The organism is Oceanobacter mangrovi (assembly GCF_019740315.1).
Taxonomy (GTDB): domain Bacteria; phylum Pseudomonadota; class Gammaproteobacteria; order Pseudomonadales; family Oceanobacteraceae; genus Oceanobacter; species Oceanobacter mangrovi.
This window is the reverse complement of record NZ_JAHXZR010000001.1, coordinates 648,050-666,371: the sequence shown is the minus strand read 5'-3', so window position 1 is coordinate 666,371 and position 18,322 is coordinate 648,050. Positions and strand designations below refer to the sequence as shown.

Genomic DNA, 18,322 nt, shown 5'->3' with positions numbered 1-18,322 from the left:
TCAGCATCGAGACCCAGCACATGAAGAAACGACTGATACAAGCAGTACTTGCAGCCGCTATCCCTCTGGCCAGCATCAATGTTCAGGCCGCCGACCCCGTCTACGGTGGCACCATGGATGTAGTGGTGCAGCCTGAGCCACCAAGCCTGATGATCGGCCTGTACTCCAACGCACCAACCCAGCAGGTGGCAGGCAACATCTACGAAGGCTTGCTGCGCTACGACAAGGACCTGAATCCTCAACCACTGCTGGCAACTTCCTGGGACACCAGCGAAGACGGCAAGACCTGGACTTTCCATCTGAAACACGGCGTGACCTGGCATGACGGCAAGCCGTTCACCTCGGCTGACGTGGTGTTCTCGGTCGACAAGTTCCTGCGTCAAACCAACGCCCGCCTGCGTCAGTCCCTGCAGTACGTCGATTCGATCACCGCACCGGACGACTACACCGTGGTGTTCCAGCTGAAACAACCGTTCGGCCCCTTCATTGGTTTGTTCGAGACCGGCACCATGCCGATGATCCCGAAACACATCTACGAAGGCACCGACTACAAGACCAACCCGGCCAACCATCATCCGATCGGTACCGGCCCGTTCAAGTTTGCTGAGTGGAAGAAAGGCTCCTACATCCACGCGGTGAAAAACGAGAACTACCACGTCAAGGGTCTGCCGTATCTGGACGATATTTACTGGCATGTCATTCCGGACGCTGCTTCCCGTTCAGTGGCCTATGAAACCGGCAAGATCGACGTGCTGCCGGGCGGCTCAGTGGAAAACTTCGATATCCCGCGCCTGACAGCGCTGGATAACTCCTGCTCCACCTCAGACGGCTGGGAATACTTCTCGCCACACGCCTGGCTGTGGATCAACAACCGTAACTACCCGATGTCCGACAAGCGTTTCCGTCAGGCCATCATGTACGCCATGGACCGAGACTTCGCCAAGAACGCGTTGTGGAACGGCTACGGCAAGGTCGCCAAGGGCCCGGTAGGCTCAAAGACCAACTTCTTCAACAAAGATCTGCCGGACTACGAATACAACCCGAAAAAAGCCAAAGCCTTGCTGAAGGAAATGGGCTACGACGGTACTCCAGTGCGTCTGTTGCCAATGCCGTACGGCGAGACCTGGCAGCGTTGGGCCGAAGCCATTCGTCAGAACCTGGCTGAGGTGGGTATAAAGACCGACATGGTGTCCTCCGACGTCGCGGGCTGGAACCAGAAGATCTCCGACTGGGACTTCGATCTGTCGTTCACCTACCTGTACCAGTATGGCGACCCGGCGCTGGGCGTATCACGTACCTATGTGTCCAGCAACATCGCCAAGGGCTCACCGTGGAACAACGCCGAAGGCTACAGCGACCCTGAAGTAGACAAGCTGTTTGCTGAAGCCGCCACCGCCTACCCGGACAGCAAGCGTCAGGAACTCTACAACGAAGTGCAGGCCAAGCTGGTGGAAGACGTGCCGGTGGCCTGGTTGCTCGAACTGGAATTCCCGACCATCTACAACTGCAACGTGCATAACCTGATCGACTCCGCCATTGGCGTTAACGATGCCTTTGGCACCGCCTGGATCGAGAAGTAATCCTCCTCTGCGTTAATCGGGCAGGCCGTCGCTGGCGGTCTGCCCCCGAGCTACGGAACTATCTATGAGTATCCAGACCCTCTTCTACATTGGTGGGCGCCTGATCAAGGGCCTGCTGGTACTGTTCGTCATCGCGATCTTCAACTTCTTCCTGATTCGCGCTGCCCCCGGTGACCCTGCCAAGGTAATGGCTGGTGAAGCCGGTGCCACCGATGAATTATTCCTGCAACAGCTGCGCGAACAGTTCGGCCTTGACCAACCGCTTTACTACCAGTTGTGGGTCTACATCAGCAATCTGGTGCAGTTCGACATGGGCGAAACCTATCGTCAGCAAATGCCGGTATTTGACCTCATCATGGATCGTCTGCCTGCCACCCTGCTGCTTACCGGCACCGCTTTTGTGCTGTCACTGGTGCTTGGGGTGCTGGTTGGCGTGATCGCCGCCTCCAACCATCGCAAATGGATTGATTCTGCAATTTCTGTCGCCGCACTGGTGTTCTACGCCACGCCACTGTTCTGGCTGGCCTTGATGGCGGTACTGCTGTTCTCGGTGTTTCTGGGCTGGTTGCCTGCCTTTGGTATGGAAACCGTCGGTGCCAACTTCACCGGCTGGGATCGTTTTGTCGATATCGCCGAACACCTGGTGCTGCCAGCGATGACACTGGGGCTGTTCTTTACCGCGGTGTATGCCCGCATGGCCCGCACCTCAATGATCGAAACCAGCCGTGCCGACTTCGTCAAAACCGCCAAGGCCAAGGGCATGAAGCCGTCCCGCGTCACCTTCCGCCACACCTTGCGCAATGCGCTGCTGCCAGTAGTAACCCTGGCGGGTCTGCAAGCCGGTCAGATGATTGGTGGTGCGGTGCTGACCGAAACCGTGTTCGCCTGGCCCGGCATTGGCCGACTGATGTTCGAGGCGCTGTTCCAGCGTGACTACAACCTGCTGCTGGGCGTGTTCTTTATCTCCTCCGCCATGGTGGTGCTGTTCAACCTCGCAACCGACCTCATCTACTGCATCGTGGATCCACGAATCGAGTTAGCCAAATGAGTATTCTGAAAAAACTATCAAGCAATAAGGTAGCGCTGTTCGGACTGATCGTGCTGGCGTTACTCATACTGGTCGCCATCTTTGGCCCCTACCTCTATGAAACCTCACCATGGCGCATGGTGAACCGGCCGTTCATGCCACCACTGGAAAACGGCAGTCTGATGTTGGGCACCGACACCATGGGCCGTGATGTGCTGGCCGGGCTGGTATACGGCACCCGAATTTCCCTGCTGGTTGGTCTGATCTCCACCATGATCGCGCTGCTGATCGGTATTCCACTGGGTGCCAGCGCCGGTTACTTCGGCGGCTGGATCGACGAAGCCCTGATGCGCTTCACCGAGATTTTCCAGACCGTACCAAGCTTTGCGCTGGCGATTGTGATCGTCGCCATCTTCGAGCCGTCGGTGTACTCCATCACGCTGGCGATTGCGTTGGTGAGCTGGCCACCGGTGGCGCGTCTGGTGCGTGGTGAATTCATGGCGCTGCGCAATCAGGAATACGTACTGGCCGCCCGCCTCAATGGCCAGAGCGACCACAACATCATCCTCAAGGAAATTCTGCCGAATACCCTGTCGCCCATCATCGTCATGGCCTCGTTGATGGTGGCGACCGCGATTCTGCTGGAATCCTCGCTGTCGTTCCTCGGTCTCGGCGACCCGGAAATTATGTCGTGGGGCTACATGATCGGTGCCGCCCGCACCGTGATCCGCCAGGCCTGGTGGCTGAGTTTCTTCCCCGGCATTGCCATCGCCCTCACCGTGCTGGCGCTGAATCTGGTCGGCGAAGGACTCAACGAAGCACTGAACCCGAAACTGTCCGGTAGCCGGGAGAGCTGATATGAAACCGCTTTTGAAAGTAGAAGATCTGTCGATCCGACTGCCCGAAGGTGCTGATCGCCCTTACGCTGTGCAGAACCTCAGCTATGCACTTAACCCCGGCGAAATCCTCTGTGTAGTGGGTGAATCCGGTTCCGGTAAATCCATGACCGCCAACGCCATCATGGGGCTGCTGCCAAAGGCGATTCAGGCCGAACGAGGCGCCATCACCTTTGATGGCCACGATCTGGTGTCACTGGAAGAACGTCGTGCCCGCAAGATGCGTGGTAACCGTATCAGCATGATTTTCCAGGAGCCGATGACAGCGCTGAACCCGTTGATGCGCATCGAAGACCAGATTGGTGAAGTGTTCCTGATCCACAGCGACATGAGCAAACAGCAGCGTCAGGCCCGCACGCTGGAGCTGCTCAAGGACGTTGGCCTGCCAGACCCGGAAAAGGCCATGAAGGTGTATCCACACCAGCTCTCCGGTGGTCAGCGCCAGCGGGTCATGATCGCCATGGCGCTGGCACTGGAGCCATCAATCCTGATTGCCGATGAGCCAACCACCGCATTGGATGTGACGACCCAGGCGCAGATTCTGCACCTGATCAAGGAGCTGCAACGCAAGCACGGTACCGCGGTGATGTTCATTACCCACGACTTTGGCGTAGTGGCCGAAATCGCCGACCGCGTGGTGGTGATGCAGTACGGCAAGATGGTCGAAATCGGTGACGCCCAACAGGTGCTCAACGATCCGCAGCACGACTACACCAAGAAGCTGATTGCCGCGGTGCCACCACTGGTCGCCCCTGAGCGTGAAGTTCAGGACCGCAGCAAGCAGCGCCCGGCGCTGTCAGTGAAATCGCTGTGCAAAACCTATGTTTCACCAGGCAGCTGGTTCAAACCCGGCCGCACCGTACACGCCGCCCGTGATGTGAATTTTGATCTGTACCGTGGCGAAACCCTCGGTCTGGTGGGCGAATCCGGTTCCGGCAAATCCACCGTCAGCCGTTGCATCGTACGCCTGTTAGAGTCTGACAGCGGTGAAATCCTGCTCGATGGCGATGCCATTCAGGATCTCGACAACAAGGCGCTGGCGCCCTATCGCAAAAAGATCCAGATGGTATTCCAGGACCCCTATGCCTCGCTGAACCCACGCAAGACGGTCGGTCGCATCATCGCCGATGGCCCCATTGCCCAGGGCGTGCCGGTGGCGGAAGCCATGCAACGGGCGAAAGAACTGCTGGCACTGGTGGAACTGCCGGAAACCGCACTGGACCGCTACCCCCATGAATTCTCCGGTGGTCAGCGCCAGCGTGTCGGTATTGCTCGCGCTCTGGCTCACAACCCACAGGTTCTGGTGGCAGACGAAGCAATCTCAGCCCTCGACGTATCGGTACAAGCGCAGATTCTGGAGCTGATCGATACCCTCAAGAAGAAGCTCAATCTGGCGGTGCTGTTCGTGGTCCACGACCTGCGTGTTGCCGCTCAGGTGTGTGATCGCATCATCGTTATGAAACACGGCCAAATCGTCGAGGCGGGCGAAACCAAAGCCGTCTTCGAAGACCCGCAACACGACTACACCCGCAATCTGATCGAATCGATTCCGGGGGCCGACTGGCGCAGTGGCCATCAACCACAACCAGCCGTAGGGAAGATCGCCTGATGCACAAGGGAATAGTACAAATCCGCGTGGTGAGTCAGGAGCCTTATCTGGAAAGCTTTGGCCGCTACGCCGACACCTTTGAGGTGGTCAGCACCGACATGCCGCACAACCCGGAGGAAATCACCTTCGCTCTGCTGTGGCACCCGGATGCCGATTTTTTCGACCGTTATCCCAACGTAAAACTGGTGGCGTCCACTGCCGCCGGTGTGGATAACATCCTCGCTTGCCCGAGCCTGCGCGACGACGTCATTGTTTGCCGCAACCGCGACCCGGAACAGGCCTCGATCATGAGTACTTTCGCGCTCTGGCACATCATCGGCCACCAGCGCAATTTTGAACGCTATCGTCAGCAGCAGCTGCGGCATGAGTGGATTCGCCACCCGATGCGGGCACCGGCGGATATCAGTGTCGGCATTCTCGGCATGGGCTTTATGGGCGAAAAGCTGGCTAACGACTGTTACGCACTGGGTTATGACGTTGCTGGCTGGCGCAAAAGCGACACCCCGCTGGGCAACCCGGATATCCGGGTATTTTCAGGCACTGAACAGTTCGATGCCTTCCTCGAACGCACCGAAGTGCTGATTTGCGTGCTGCCGTTGACCGACGAAACCTGGGGCATTCTCAACCGAGACACCTTCGCCAAAATGAAGTCTGGCGGCTACCTGATCCATATCGGCCGCGGTCATCATCTGGTCCCGGCAGACCTGTTCGAAGCGCTGGCAAGCGGTCAGCTGGCAGGAGCTTCACTGGATGTATTTGCCCCGGAACCACTGCCGGTCGACAACGAAATCTGGGATCACCCGAAAATCTTCGTTACCCCCCACGACGCCAGCGACGTACGTCCATCGGCGGCGGTCGACAATATCGTCAATGAAGTGGAGCGCCTTGCTGCGGGTAAACCGCCAGCCAATCAGGTGCTGAAAGACATTGGTTACTGAGGAGTCCTCCATGACCGCATTAAAGAGTAACGGCGAACGCCTGTGGCAATCGCTGATGGCGATCGGTGAAATTGGCCACGTCGACGTCAAAGGCAGCAAGGTCGGTGGTTGCCATCGACTGGCGCTGTCTGAGAAAGACCTGCGTGGCCGTCAGTTGTTTATCGACTGGTGCCAGACCGAAGGCTGCACACTGCGCGTTGACGCCATTGGCAACCTGTTCCTGCGTCGCCCAGGTCGTGATAACAACCTGGCTCCGGTAGTCACCGGCAGTCATCTGGATACCCAGCCGACTGGTGGCAAATTTGACGGTATCTATGGGGTGCTGTCCGGCCTCGAAGCCATCCGTACCCTGAATGAACACAAGGTCGAAACCGAACGGCCGATCGAAGTGGCCGTCTGGACCAACGAAGAAGGTGCCCGCTTCAAACCGGCGATGCTTGGCTCCGGCGTATTTGCCGGGGTGTTTACCCTGGAAGAAGCGCTGGCCCAGACAGACATCGATGGCATCACAGTAGCCGAAGCACTGGCCCTGTCCAATTACACCACCGACAGCCAGACCCGTACGCCGATCCACCGCTACTTCGAGCTGCATATTGAGCAGGGCCCGGTTCTGGAAGCCAACAAGATCGACGTTGGTATTGTCTCCGGTGTGCTGGGCATGCGCTGGTATCGGGTGCACGTCAGTGGTCAGTCCTGTCACGCTGGCCCAAGCCCGATGGAAATGCGCAACGACGCCCTGGTGGGCAGCGCCAAAATGATCTCGGAACTGACCGAAATGGCCGCCGCTGGCAGTGCTTCTACCCGCTGCACCATTGGTGAGCTGGATATTCCATCGGCGTCGGTGAACGTCTCGCCGGGCGAAGTGGTTTTCTCACTCGACCTCCGCGAAGCCAGCGACGATGCCCTTGAAGCCCTTGAGCAAAAAGCCAAAGCGCTGATTCACGCCCTCGCCGATGCCCGCAACCTCAGAGTCAGCATCGAGCAATTCTGGGGCCTGCCGGCGTCACCTTTTGATGCCGACGCCATTGGCGAAATTACCGCCGCCGCAGGGGAATGCCTGGCTGCAGAAAAATCCATGACGCTGGTGAGTGGCGCCGGACACGACGCCGTGTACATCAATCGCATTGCGCCAACCGCCATGATCTTTGTGCCTTCCGAAAATGGCCTGAGCCACAACGAGAAGGAATACACCGCACCTGAACAGCTGGCCAAAGGCTGTGACCTGTTGCTCAACACCTTGCTGAAAGCCGCAAACAGCTGACTGTGTCTTTTCGGAGACTGTCTCGGAGATTACCAATGAAAGCGTTCTACAGTGCAGAGCAAAGCCTGCATCACCCGAAGTTTTACATGAAGAATGGCAAGGCCATCGCTGCGCGGGAATTGCCTGAGCGTGGTGAGATTTTCCTGACCTCGCTGTCGGGACTGGAAATTCCGGTGGATGAAGCGAAGGATTTCGGCCCGGGTATCCTGTCGCGGGTACATTCACCGGACTACCTTAATTTTCTCGAACATGTGTACAGCCAATGGCAACAACTGCCGGACGCCAGTGAAGAGATCATTCCCAAAAGCAGCCCGTCCCGTTATGCCTCTTCTTATCCCAGTGACATCATCGGCCGGGTTGGCTGGCATCTGATGGATACTTCCTGCCCGGTCGGGCCCGGCACCTGGAAAGGCGCCTATGCCTCGGCCCAGACCGCCCAGACCGCCGCCGACCATGTCGCCCGCGGCGAGTCCCGCTTCGCCTATGCGCTGTGTCGGCCACCGGGTCATCATGCCTATGCTGACGGCGCTGGCGGTTTCTGCTTTCTCAACAACTCAGCGGTTGCCGCCGAACGGCTGCGCGAGACCTACGAGCGTGTCGCCATCATTGATATCGACCTGCATCACGGCAACGGCACCCAGGCCATTTTCTGGAATCGTCGTGATGTGATGACGGTTTCGCTGCACGCCGACCCGGCCGCCTGTTATCCACATTACTGGGGCTACAGCCACGAACGGGGTGCCGATGATGGCTACGGTTACAACCTCAATATGCCATTACCCGCAGGCACCGGTGATGATGTGTATCTGCAAGCGCTGGAAACCGCCTTGCAACAGGTCAGCGCCTTCGCACCGGACGCCATTGTGATTGCCCAGGGGCTGGATGCCTCCGAACAGGACCCGTTTGCCGTGCTGGGCATTACCACAGAGGGATACGCCCGCATTGGTGCCCGCCTGCGTCAGCTCGACAAGCCAACGGTGATTGTTCAGGAAGGGGGCTATATCTCGCCGATTCTGGGCGACAACCTCGCCGCCATTCTGAAGAACTTCATGTAACGCACGTTCAAAAAAGCTCCGGTAAGCAATCCCAAACCGCTGCTTGCCACCATTCAATTACCGGATTCAGCACTCGCCCTGAGCTATCGCGAGCGATAACGGCCGTCCTGAATCCGGCTCAAAGCCGGGAAAAAACCCGTTTTAGCCCTTTTAAAAGGATAAATCCGATGTGTGAAGTCAGCTCAGCTACAACCCCAGCCACAACCGCTGTTCCCTATTGTGATGTTGATAACGACGACGTACGCGTGACCCGCTGGAGCTTTGAACCGGGAGCCCAAACCGGCCACCACCGTCATGAGTACGACTACGTGATTACGCCAATCACCAAAAGCACCATGAAAATCGAGGACGCCAACGGAACCCGAATGTTCGAGATCGAACCCGGTGTCAGCTACTACCGCAAGGCCGGTGTCGAGCACAACGTCACCAACGCCACCGACACGCCGATGATCTTTGTTGAAGTCGAGATGAAGCGCTAATCCAAACTTTCAGGAGCGTCACCATGAGCCATGATTACGAAGAAATCGCCGAGCTGGATGCCGTTACCCTGGTGCAGCTGTTCAAGCAAGGCGAGCTGTCGCCAGTCGATGCCACCAGGGCGTCACTGGCCCGTATCGAAACCTGCAACAAGGACGTAAATGCCTACTGTCATGTGGCGGAAGAATCGGCACTGGCGGCAGCGGCCGAATCCGAAAAGCGTTGGCTCAACAAGTCGCCGCTGAGCATGATCGATGGCGTGCCGTCCTCCATCAAGGATTTGACCAAAACCAAAGACATGCCAATGCGCAGTGGTTCACTGACCAGCTCGGATGCCTTGCAAACCGAAGACGCCCCTTTTGCCGCCCGTATGCGCGAGGCCGGTGCCGTGATTCTGGGCAAGACCACATCACCGGAGTTCGGCTGGAAAGGTGTCACCGACAGCCGCGTCACCGGCATCACCTGCAACCCGTGGGATATTTCCAAAACCGCCGGTGGTTCCTCCGGCGGTGCTGCCGTGGCGGCTTCGCTGAATATGGGCGTACTGCATCAGGGCAGCGATGCCGGTGGTTCTATCCGTATTCCGGGCGGTTTTTGTGGCGTATTCGGTATCAAACCAACCTTTGGCTATATCCCGCAGTGGCCCGCCAGTGCCATGACTACGCTGTCGCATCTGGGGCCCATGACTCGTACGGTGGCTGATAGCCTGTTGATGATGGATGTGGTTGCCCAACCCGACCCACGCGACTGGTATTCCGACCGCCACTTCAACGGCAAGTGGTTCGCCATTCCAGAGCAGCCATTGCAAGGCTTGAGGGTCGCCTACAGCCCGACGCTGGGTTATGTCGACGTTGATCCGGCGGTGCGCCAGTGCGTCGATCAGGCCGTTGCCAAACTGGTCGAGCTGGGCGCCCAGGTAGAAGAGGTCGACCCGGGTTTCAGCGACCCATTGGAGATGTTCTCGACGCTGTGGTTTGCCGGTGCCGGCAAGGTGATTTCGACCATGAGCGAAATCCAGCGTGAGCTGCTCGATCCGGGTTTCCGCGCCATCGCCGAACAAGGTGAGAAAATCGCCATCACTGATTACATGAAAGCCGTTGATGCCCGTGCTGCACTGGGTTCCCGGATGGAGATGTTCCATCAGCAATACGATCTGTTGATTACTCCAACACTGCCGATCACCGCCTTCGAAGCCGGTCGCGATACCAGCAGCCCGGAGCAGCAATACTGGATGGAGTGGACGCCGTTCTCCTACCCGTTCAACCTCACACAGCAACCAGCTGCAACGCTGCCGTGTGGTCTGGCCAAGGGTATGCCGGTGGGGCTGCATGTCGTTGCAGCGAAAGGCAAGGATGCGCTGGTATTCAATGCTTGCCGCCAGCTTGAAACGCTGGTTGCAAGCGGGCATCCGCAGCGTCCGAAAGGTAACTCCTAGACATCAACAGATTGCTGCAGGCATTCGCAGAACAGCGCCACCGCATCAGCATGACGACTGCGGCGGCGGTAAATCGCGGTATAGCGGTTACGATAGCAATAGCGTTCCGGCAGGATCGCCTGCAGTTTGCTGTCATAGCCCCAGCCGCGTACCAGATGCTCGGGCAGGATACCAAGGTAATGGCCCCCCAGAATCAGCGCGGCCCGGGCTTCCTGATGATGGGCGCGGGCATGGATGTTCCACTGTCGCACATCGGGGGACAGCTCCTTGCCAGGCAATAAACGTGGCGACTCCACAAAGCGGTATTGCTGCAATTCGGCGGGCTGAATATGGCGCTTGCCATACAGCGGATGACCAGCACCGCAATAGAGCAGCATTTGTTCATCAAATAACGGCAGCTGTTGCAGTTCCGGATATTGCTGCAGCAGTACCGACACTCCCAGATCCACCTTGTTGTCCAGCACCGCACTGGTAACGTCGTCCGATGACAGCGTGATAATGTCTATGTGTACCGCCGGAGCCAGCTCGCTGAAACGGCCAAGTGCCCGCACGATGATCGAGTCTGGTCCACCCGGCAGATGTTCCGACAGTGCCAGCTGCAACTCGCCGGTCAGCCGCTGGTGTGACTGGTTCACCTTACTGCGAAACACATCCACCGCGTTGAACAGTTCATGACTGGCGTCGTACACCACCCGGCCGTGTTCGGTCAGCTGAAAACCCGCCCGGCCGCGCTCGCACAGCCGCATATCCAACCGCTTTTCCAGATCGCTGATGTAATTCGAGATGGTCGAGTTGGCCAGATTCAATCGTAATTCAGCAGCACTGATTCCCCCACTTTCGACCACCGCCCGGAATACCCGTAACAGTCTGAGGTCGAGGTCGGAGAGCTGCCCCGGCAAGGCGGCTTTCTTGCGCCCCATGATGTTCTCCTGACGGCCAATACTTTTGGATATCCAATACTAACTCCATTCAAACAATGATATTAGCCATAATTTTGCACGGGTAAATTGCTGCTCATACCGAGGAGATTCCCATGCAACTGAACGACACTGATTTGCTGCAAACCCAGGGCTTTATCAATGGCCAATGGCGTCATGGCATCACCGGCGACACCTTTGAGGTAACCAACCCGGCGACCGGTGAATGCCTTGCACAGGTGACCGAAATGGCCACCGCCGAAACCCGTGAAGCGATTCTGGCGGCCGAACGGGCGTTACCTGAATGGCGTGCGCGCTCAGCCAAAGACCGCAGTGTCATTCTGGAAAAGTGGTACGAGCTGATGATGGACGCGCAGGAGGATCTGGCCCTGCTGATGACCGCCGAGCAAGGCAAACCACTGGCCGAATCCCGTGGTGAAGTCGCCTACGGTGCCTCGTTTCTGAAGTGGTTCGCCGAAGAAGGCAAACGGGTTTACGGCGACATCATCCCGCAAACCATCGACCGTCGTGGTCTGGTCATCAAACAGTCGATTGGGGTGGTGGCGGCGATTACGCCGTGGAATTTCCCCAACGCCATGATCACCCGCAAGGTCGCCCCCGGTCTGGCGGTTGGCTGCACTGTGGTGCTGAAACCGGCCGCAGAAACACCCTTGTCAGCGCTGGCAATTGCCGAATTGGGCCGTCGTGCCGGATTGCCTGCCGGTGTATTTAACATTGTGACCGGTACCGATGCGCCCGCTATTGGTGGCGAGATGACCAGCAACCCGATCGTGCGCAAGCTGACCTTCACGGGATCGACTCCGGTCGGCAAGCTGCTGATGAAACAGTGTGCCGATACCGTCAAGCGCACCTCGATGGAACTGGGCGGCAACGCGCCAGTGATTGTGTTTGATGACGCCGACCTCGAACGGGCGGTAGACGGGGCGATTCTGGCCAAGTATCGCAACTCCGGCCAAACCTGCATCTGCTCCAACCGCATGCTGGTGCAAGCGGGTATCTACGATGCTTTCATCGAGAAATTTGCCGCCAAAGTGCGTGAGTTCCGCGTTGGTGACGGCCAGGCAGCCGAGACCACTCATGGCCCATTGATTACCACCAAAGCGGTTCAGGGAGTACACGACAAGGTCCAGCAAGCGGTTGCCGAAGGCGCCACTATGGTGCTGGGCGGCAAGCCGGGCGAGCAAGGTGAGCACTTCTACGAACCGACCATTCTGACCAATGTGAACAGCTCGATGCGGGTATTCCGCGAAGAGATTTTTGGCCCGGTGGCTCCGGTATTCCGCTTCGAAACCGAAGCCGAAGCGATTGCCATGGCCAACGACACCGAGTTCGGTCTGGCTGCTTACGTCTACACCTCCGACCTCGGTCGCATTTTCCGGGTCAGCGAAGCGATCGAGTACGGCATGGTCGGCGTCAACGAAGCGGCGCTGAGTTCGGAAGTGATTCCGTTCGGTGGCGTGAAGGAATCCGGTCAGGGCCGCGAAGGCTCCAAATACGGTCTCGATGATTTCCTCGAAACCAAATACATCTGCCTGGGCGGCCTGTAAGCCGCCGCGTTTCCCGTTTATTAACCACCAGCTAACAAACACCGGGGCAACCCCCTGTGCAGCGGAGACAACCATGTCCAGAATTATTTATCCGACTACCAACTTCAAAGCCACCGAAACCCTGGTACTTGAGCGGGCAGATGGCATTTACATCCATGATGATCAGGGCAACCAGTACCTCGAAGGCATGTCTGGCCTCTGGTGTACCTCACTGGGCTACAACAATCAGGAGCTGATCGACGCAGCAACCCAACAGCTGCACGATTTATCCTACTCACACATGTTCAGCGGCAAGACCCACAAGGTCGGCATGGAGCTGTCAGACAAGCTGGCTGAAATGGTTCCGGTTGATAACGCCCGCATATTCTTTGGCCATTCTGGCAGTGACGCCAATGACAGCCAAATCAAGCTACTGCGTTATTATTTCAACGCCATTGGCAAACCGGAAAAGCGCAAGATCATCGCCCGTCAGCGTTCCTATCATGGTGTGACCATTGGTGCGGCCTGTCTGACCGGCCTGCCGATCAACCACGCCAATTTCGATCTGCCTGTGGACGCGCTGGGCATTATTCGAACCGATGCACCTTATTATCTGCGCGACAAGCTGGCTGGCGAAACCGAAAGCCAGTTCGTTGACCGTATTGTCGGCAATCTGGAACGTCAGATTCTGGCTGAAGGACCGGAAACCATCGCCGCCTTTATTGCCGAGCCCATTACCGGTGCCAGCGGTGTGATCATTGCGCCAGACGGTTATTACGCCAAGGTGCAGGCATTGCTGAAGCAATACGACATCTTTTTCTGGGCTGATGAAGTGATCACCGGCTTTGGCCGTACCGGCAACGACTTTGGTTCCACCACCATGGGCATCAAGCCCGATATGATGAGCTTGGCCAAGCAACTGTCGTCAGCCTATCAGCCGATAAGTGCCGCCGTGATTCGTGGTGACATGTACGACGCCATGGTTGAGCCGTGTGCCGAGCTGGGCGTATTTGGCCACGGTTACACCTACTCAGCGCACCCTGTTGCCAGTGCGGTGGCGCTGAAAACCCTTGAGATCTACCAGCGCGATGAAATCTTTGCCCGTGCAGCAGATACTGGTGCTTACCTGCAGCAGCAATTGCAGCAATTCGCCAGTAGCCCGATTGTCGGTGAAGTGCGTGGTCGTGGCCTGATTGCCGCGGTGGATCTGCACAACTGCGCCAAAGATGAAGCCTTGCCTGCCTGTGTCTCCTATTTCCTGCAACAGGCTTGTCAGGACAATGGCCTGATCTTGCGCGCCGTTGGAGGCACTGCTATTGCGTTCTGCCCGCCGCTGATTATCACCCAAGACCAAATCGACGAGCTGATCGGCAAGTTTGCTGCGGCGCTGGCAACCACCGAAGCGCACGTCAAGGCCAATGGTCTGATGTAACGCCATCACTGCCATGCAAACCCGCAGCATCACCCTTATATAGCCCACAGCAACAGACGTCCCGGCCTGGCGGGACGTTGTTTTCGCCTGCGCTGTGCTGCTGCCATAACTGGCACAGCCGCGCCGCACATTCCCCGCCACTGCGAGCAAACTCCCGCCAACTTGCCAGCGTGCCTGACTGAACTAATCTGAAACCATACCTCGCGATTTTGGTTAAGCAGTCAAGGAATCGCCGACCGATCAAGGATTATCTCTCTGGAGTGACACATGACGCTTGGCCAAAAAATGCTGGCAGGCTTTGCTGCCGTCGTCTTGTTGCTGGCCCTTTCCAGCAGCAATGCAATTTTCAGCCTTAACGATTCCAGTCAGGGGTTTGAGCAATACCGGGCCCTGGCAAGAGACACCAACCTGTCAGGCCGGGTGCAATCCAATCTGGCAATGGCCCGCATCGCCGTAAAGAACTTTCTGATCAGTCGGGATGAGCAATCACTGGGGCAGTATCAGGAGCGATTTCGAGTCACCAACGAGCTGTTTGGTCAGGCTCAGTCAGAGATTCAGCAGCCCCAGCGAGCAGCGCTGATTGCTGAAACCGGCCCTCTGTTGCTGCAATATCAGCAAACCTTTGAGGAAGTTGTGCAGCTGGTACAACAGGAAAACAGCCTTTATAACGACACCCTGTCACGACTCGGCAAGGAAATGCTGACCACCCTGGATCAGAGCCATACGGTTGAAACCAGCATCCTGGTTCAGGAACAACTACGTGAGATCACCTCGACCCTGCTGTTGGCAAGACTGAACGTGGTGAAATGGTTTGACCGCCATAACACCGATGAACTGCAGCAAGCCCGTCAGCTGCTGGATAGCCAGCTGCCGCGTTTGCTTACCCAGTTGCAACAAGCCCCTGATAGCAATGCAGACCTGAATGCACTGCTGGGTCAGCTGGACAGTCAACGCCAACAGTATCTGAATGCACTGACGTCGCTACAGGGGCTGATGCAACAGCAAGACATCAAGATAACGGACACTCTGGATGTATTGGGTCCGCAAATCGCCGACAAGCTTGAGCAGGTCAAACTGTCGGTAATGCACGATCAGGACGAACTGGGGCCGCTGCTGCAGGCTGCCAATCACAAGGCATTCAATATTTTGGTGGTCATTTCCGTGATTGCGTTCGTGGTGGCACTGGTAATTTCTCTGATCCTCAGCCGTCATATCACCAGTCGCCTGCATCGGGCCAGCCAGATTGCCCGCAATATCGCCGCCGGCCAGCTGAACGTCAGCAGCCAGGACCAGGGGCAGGATGAAATCAGTGAACTGATGCGCTCGCTCGATCAGATGGCCAGCAACATGCGCGATATGATCCGCGACATTCTGACCGCCAGCGAAGAAATATCAGCCTCTTCCAAAAGCCTGCTGGGCCATACCAGCGAGACCCGCAAGGGCGCCAACCAACAACAGGAAGAAACCGATCAGGTCGCCACGGCGGTCAATGAAATGGCCGCGACCGCACATGAGGTCGCCAGCAACGTCGTGCAGGTTGCCGACACCTCCGACCACGCCAGTGGAGTGGTCAAAAACGGGCTCGGCATTGTTGCCAACACCCAGAGCAATATCCACAGCCTCGCCGCGAGTGTGCGCCAAAGTGCCGCCGAAATTGCCGAGCTACGCAATGAGGCGATTGGCATCGGCCGCATTCTCGACGTGATTCGTGGTATTGCCGAACAAACCAATCTGCTGGCACTCAATGCCGCCATCGAGGCTGCCCGCGCCGGTGATCAGGGCCGAGGCTTTGCGGTGGTTTCTGACGAGGTTCGCACCCTCGCCCAACGCACCCAACAATCTACAGAGGAAATCCAGAGCCTGATCGAACGCCTGCAGGAAGGGGCCAACCAGGCGGTAGCATCAATGGAAAAAGGCAACAGCCTCACCGAATCCTGCGTCAGCCTGTCGGACGAAGCCACCAAGGCACTCAATGAAATCAGCAATGCTTTCGTCCAAATGAACCAGATGGCCACTCAAATCGCCACCGCCGCCGAGGAACAGAGCCAGGTCTCCGAACAGATCAACCAGAGTGTCATCAAGGTGCGGGATATCAGTAGCAAGAACCTGCATTCCGCCGACGCCAGTGCGGCGGCCAGCAGCCAGCTATCGGTGTTGTCCGGCAATTTGCAGAAACAGGTGGCGAGGTTTGTGTTGTAAGGCCTTTATCCAGCCAGACACAAGAGCCCCGGCATAAGCCCCGGGGCAACCGTTTTTACACGGAACAAAGGGCTTACCAATACCCCAGCACACTCCACCAGATACCACCAATCACAGTCCAGATGGCCAGGTTCACCAGGCTCATCACAAAGCCTGCCACCCACCAGTGCTCCATGTTGACGTAGCCGGAGCCGAAGATGATCGGTGACGTGCCGGTGGCGTAGTGAGTCAGCGACATCATCAGAGATGATGCGCCAGCCATCATCAACGCCAGGAACATGGGTGGTGCACCAAGCGCCAGCCCCGCAGTATAGAAAGCCGCAAACATCGCAGTGATATGAGCGGTGGTGCTGGCAAAGAAGTAGTGCGCATAGAAATAGACGCCGACCAGAATCACCACCGCCAACTCCCAGCCAAAGCCGAGACCGGCGATATGATGCTCAACCTGGCCTGAGAACCACTGGATCAGCCCGAGTTTATTGAGGAAGGTCGCCATCATCACCAGCGCCGAGAACCACACCACGGTGTCCCAGGCGGACTTTTCTTTCAGCACGTCATCCCAGCTCAATACCCCCGCCACCAGCAAGATCGACAGTCCCAGAAAAGCCACGGCGGTGGTATTCACCGCCCAGCTTGAGCCAAGGATCATCGCCGGGACTCCAGCCCACAGCAGCAGCATCAAGCCAAACACCCCAACCATGACCTTTTCGCCATAACTCATGGGCCCCATGGCCTCAAGTTGCTCATGGGCGAAGTGACGGGCGTTGGGCGTGTTTTTGAGTTCTGGTGGGTACAAGACATACAGCACCAACGGCATCAGCAGCATACACACCAACCCGGGCAGTAACATCGCCAACGCCCAGGTACTCCAGCTGAGGAAAATATCGGCGCCGGTGGCGTCGGCCACCAGCTTCACCACCAGCGGGTTCGGTGCCGTGGCAGTAATGAACATCGCCGAGGTAATCGGGTTACTGTGATAGTTCACCAGCGCCAGATACTGGCCGATTTTATTCTGGGTTCCGTCGTCCGGTTTAGAGCCAAAGCTGCCAGCAATTGACTTCATAATCGGGTGAATAATACCGCCGCCCCGGGCGGTGTTACTGGGCGTCACCGGCGCAATTACCAGTTCCGACAACGCCAGCGCGTAGCCCACACCAATGGTTTTTTTGCCGAACAGGGCGATAAAGTGGTAACCGATGCGACTACCAAGACCGGTTTTGGCCAACCCGCGGGAAATCATGATGGAGATACCGATCAGCCAGATCAGCGAATTGGAAAAGCCGCTGAGGGCATCTTTCATCGCCTGGCCCGGGTTGTCACTGGTCACGCCCGTGAGAGCTACCAGCGCCATCGAAATAATCGCGATTTCACCAATCGGCATGGCCTTGCCGATAATCGCCACAATGGTGCCAACAAACAACGCCAACAAATGCCAGGCCGCAGGCGTGACGCCTGCAGGTACCGGAATCACAAACCAGATCAACCCGGTCACCAGCAAGGTTACCAGTCCGGGAATCAACTTAACGCCACCGAGTTGCATAACCACTCCTTATGCATCATCAGAACTTGTGCGCCATCAGTCCCTTGCTGGTATCTGACAGCCGATAGAGACATGCTAACCAGTTATGCACCAGACAGTCCTTGATATTTAGCACGCTGAGTAGCATTGGCACCTAACGCAGTGTTGCAAGTGTCGGGGCAATCACAGCTGGCAGCTGTCATCAGCCATGACGGACCGCCGATTCCTGGTCCAGGGAGCAACGTACGGTCCGCCCCTTCCGCTCCTGATATCTGTCTGTCGGCACGCTTTTTTGAAATACCAGAGAGTTTAGTCATCATGCTATTTGGCTGCGTTTAAATTATCCCACTCGATTTCTGTACTGCAGCGCTATTTTTGACCCACCGGGTTAAATCAACCGCGATATACGTCTTCAAAATATCTCATTAAA

At 57.2% G+C, this 18,322-nt stretch carries 14 protein-coding genes; 12 read left to right on the top strand and 2 right to left on the bottom strand.

The window, feature by feature from the left end:
• The first annotated feature begins 20 nt into the window (after window positions 1-20).
• The 9 genes from K6123_RS02940 to K6123_RS02900 all read left to right on the top strand — a co-directional run bounded on the left by K6123_RS02940 (window position 21) and on the right by K6123_RS02900 (window position 10,278).
• On the top strand, window positions 21-1,580 hold the full coding sequence (locus tag K6123_RS02940) for an ABC transporter substrate-binding protein (RefSeq protein ID WP_221793927.1): 1,560 nt from the start codon (window positions 21-23) through the stop codon (window positions 1,578-1,580).
• A gap of 64 nt (window positions 1,581-1,644) precedes the next feature.
• The gene (locus K6123_RS02935; protein WP_221793925.1) at window positions 1,645-2,628 is read left to right on the top strand and encodes an ABC transporter permease; all 984 of its coding nucleotides are present in this window, start codon (window positions 1,645-1,647) and stop codon (window positions 2,626-2,628) included.
• Entirely contained in the window at window positions 2,625-3,464 is an 840-nt protein-coding gene (locus K6123_RS02930) for an ABC transporter permease (protein WP_221793923.1), read from the top strand. The genes K6123_RS02935 and K6123_RS02930 overlap by 4 nt, the downstream gene beginning before the upstream one ends.
• Before the next feature lies 1 nt (window position 3,465).
• Window positions 3,466-5,112, top strand: a complete 1,647-nt coding sequence (locus K6123_RS02925; protein ID WP_221793921.1) for an ABC transporter ATP-binding protein — start codon at window positions 3,466-3,468, stop codon at window positions 5,110-5,112.
• On the top strand, window positions 5,112-6,050 hold the full coding sequence (locus K6123_RS02920) for a 2-hydroxyacid dehydrogenase (protein ID WP_221793919.1): 939 nt from the start codon (window positions 5,112-5,114) through the stop codon (window positions 6,048-6,050). Before K6123_RS02925 ends, K6123_RS02920 begins: the two co-directional genes overlap by 1 nt.
• A gap of 10 nt (window positions 6,051-6,060) precedes the next feature.
• Window positions 6,061-7,311: a Zn-dependent hydrolase gene (locus tag K6123_RS02915; protein ID WP_221793917.1), complete on the top strand. Its 1,251-nt coding sequence runs from the start codon at window positions 6,061-6,063 to the stop codon at window positions 7,309-7,311.
• Between the two features lie 35 nt (window positions 7,312-7,346).
• Window positions 7,347-8,366: a histone deacetylase family protein gene (locus tag K6123_RS02910; protein ID WP_221793915.1), complete on the top strand. Its 1,020-nt coding sequence runs from the start codon at window positions 7,347-7,349 to the stop codon at window positions 8,364-8,366.
• 167 nt (window positions 8,367-8,533) lie between these two features.
• Window positions 8,534-8,845, top strand: coding sequence for a cupin domain-containing protein (locus K6123_RS02905; RefSeq protein WP_221793913.1), 312 nt, complete (start codon window positions 8,534-8,536; stop codon window positions 8,843-8,845).
• Window positions 8,846-8,868: 23 nt separating this feature from the next.
• Complete coding sequence (locus tag K6123_RS02900) at window positions 8,869-10,278, top strand: amidase (protein ID WP_221793911.1); 1,410 nt, start codon at window positions 8,869-8,871, stop codon at window positions 10,276-10,278.
• Here K6123_RS02900 and K6123_RS02895 read toward each other — a convergent pair.
• On the bottom strand, window positions 10,275-11,198 hold the full coding sequence (locus tag K6123_RS02895; RefSeq protein ID WP_221793909.1) for a LysR family transcriptional regulator: 924 nt from the start codon (window positions 11,196-11,198) through the stop codon (window positions 10,275-10,277). The two genes, K6123_RS02900 and K6123_RS02895, sit on opposite strands and share 4 nt — an antisense overlap.
• Before the next feature lie 113 nt (window positions 11,199-11,311).
• Between K6123_RS02895 and K6123_RS02890 the strand changes: the two genes are divergently transcribed.
• From K6123_RS02890 to K6123_RS02880, 3 genes are all read left to right on the top strand, one after another.
• Window positions 11,312-12,763: an NAD-dependent succinate-semialdehyde dehydrogenase gene (locus K6123_RS02890; RefSeq protein ID WP_221793907.1), complete on the top strand. Its 1,452-nt coding sequence runs from the start codon at window positions 11,312-11,314 to the stop codon at window positions 12,761-12,763.
• 73 nt (window positions 12,764-12,836) lie between these two features.
• A complete protein-coding gene (locus tag K6123_RS02885; RefSeq protein ID WP_221793906.1) occupies window positions 12,837-14,174 on the top strand; it encodes an aminotransferase in 1,338 nt (445 codons plus the stop codon).
• 267 nt (window positions 14,175-14,441) lie between these two features.
• The gene (locus tag K6123_RS02880) at window positions 14,442-16,373 is read left to right on the top strand and encodes a methyl-accepting chemotaxis protein (protein WP_221793904.1); all 1,932 of its coding nucleotides are present in this window, start codon (window positions 14,442-14,444) and stop codon (window positions 16,371-16,373) included.
• Window positions 16,374-16,446: 73 nt separating this feature from the next.
• Here the strand turns inward: K6123_RS02880 and K6123_RS02875 are convergent, their stop codons facing one another.
• Complete coding sequence (locus K6123_RS02875; protein ID WP_221793902.1) at window positions 16,447-17,913, bottom strand: anion permease; 1,467 nt, start codon at window positions 17,911-17,913, stop codon at window positions 16,447-16,449.
• Window positions 17,914-18,322: the final 409 nt, after the last annotated feature.

What these genes read in the sequence shown, in the direction of transcription:
- K6123_RS02940 (WP_221793927.1), top strand. Translation starts at nt 21, where the DNA reads ATGAAGAAACGACTGATACAAGCAGTACTTGCAGCCGCTATCCCTCTG.
- K6123_RS02935 (WP_221793925.1), top strand. Translation starts at nt 1,645, where the DNA reads ATGAGTATCCAGACCCTCTTCTACATTGGTGGGCGCCTGATCAAGGGC.
- K6123_RS02930 (WP_221793923.1), top strand. Translation starts at nt 2,625, where the DNA reads ATGAGTATTCTGAAAAAACTATCAAGCAATAAGGTAGCGCTGTTCGGA.
- K6123_RS02925 (WP_221793921.1), top strand. Translation starts at nt 3,466, where the DNA reads ATGAAACCGCTTTTGAAAGTAGAAGATCTGTCGATCCGACTGCCCGAA.
- K6123_RS02920 (WP_221793919.1), top strand. Translation starts at nt 5,112, where the DNA reads ATGCACAAGGGAATAGTACAAATCCGCGTGGTGAGTCAGGAGCCTTAT.
- K6123_RS02915 (WP_221793917.1), top strand. Translation starts at nt 6,061, where the DNA reads ATGACCGCATTAAAGAGTAACGGCGAACGCCTGTGGCAATCGCTGATG.
- K6123_RS02910 (WP_221793915.1), top strand. Translation starts at nt 7,347, where the DNA reads ATGAAAGCGTTCTACAGTGCAGAGCAAAGCCTGCATCACCCGAAGTTT.
- K6123_RS02905 (WP_221793913.1), top strand. Translation starts at nt 8,534, where the DNA reads ATGTGTGAAGTCAGCTCAGCTACAACCCCAGCCACAACCGCTGTTCCC.
- K6123_RS02900 (WP_221793911.1), top strand. Translation starts at nt 8,869, where the DNA reads ATGAGCCATGATTACGAAGAAATCGCCGAGCTGGATGCCGTTACCCTG.
- K6123_RS02895 (WP_221793909.1), bottom strand. Translation starts at nt 11,198, where the DNA reads ATGGGGCGCAAGAAAGCCGCCTTGCCGGGGCAGCTCTCCGACCTCGAC.
- K6123_RS02890 (WP_221793907.1), top strand. Translation starts at nt 11,312, where the DNA reads ATGCAACTGAACGACACTGATTTGCTGCAAACCCAGGGCTTTATCAAT.
- K6123_RS02885 (WP_221793906.1), top strand. Translation starts at nt 12,837, where the DNA reads ATGTCCAGAATTATTTATCCGACTACCAACTTCAAAGCCACCGAAACC.
- K6123_RS02880 (WP_221793904.1), top strand. Translation starts at nt 14,442, where the DNA reads ATGACGCTTGGCCAAAAAATGCTGGCAGGCTTTGCTGCCGTCGTCTTG.
- K6123_RS02875 (WP_221793902.1), bottom strand. Translation starts at nt 17,913, where the DNA reads ATGCAACTCGGTGGCGTTAAGTTGATTCCCGGACTGGTAACCTTGCTG.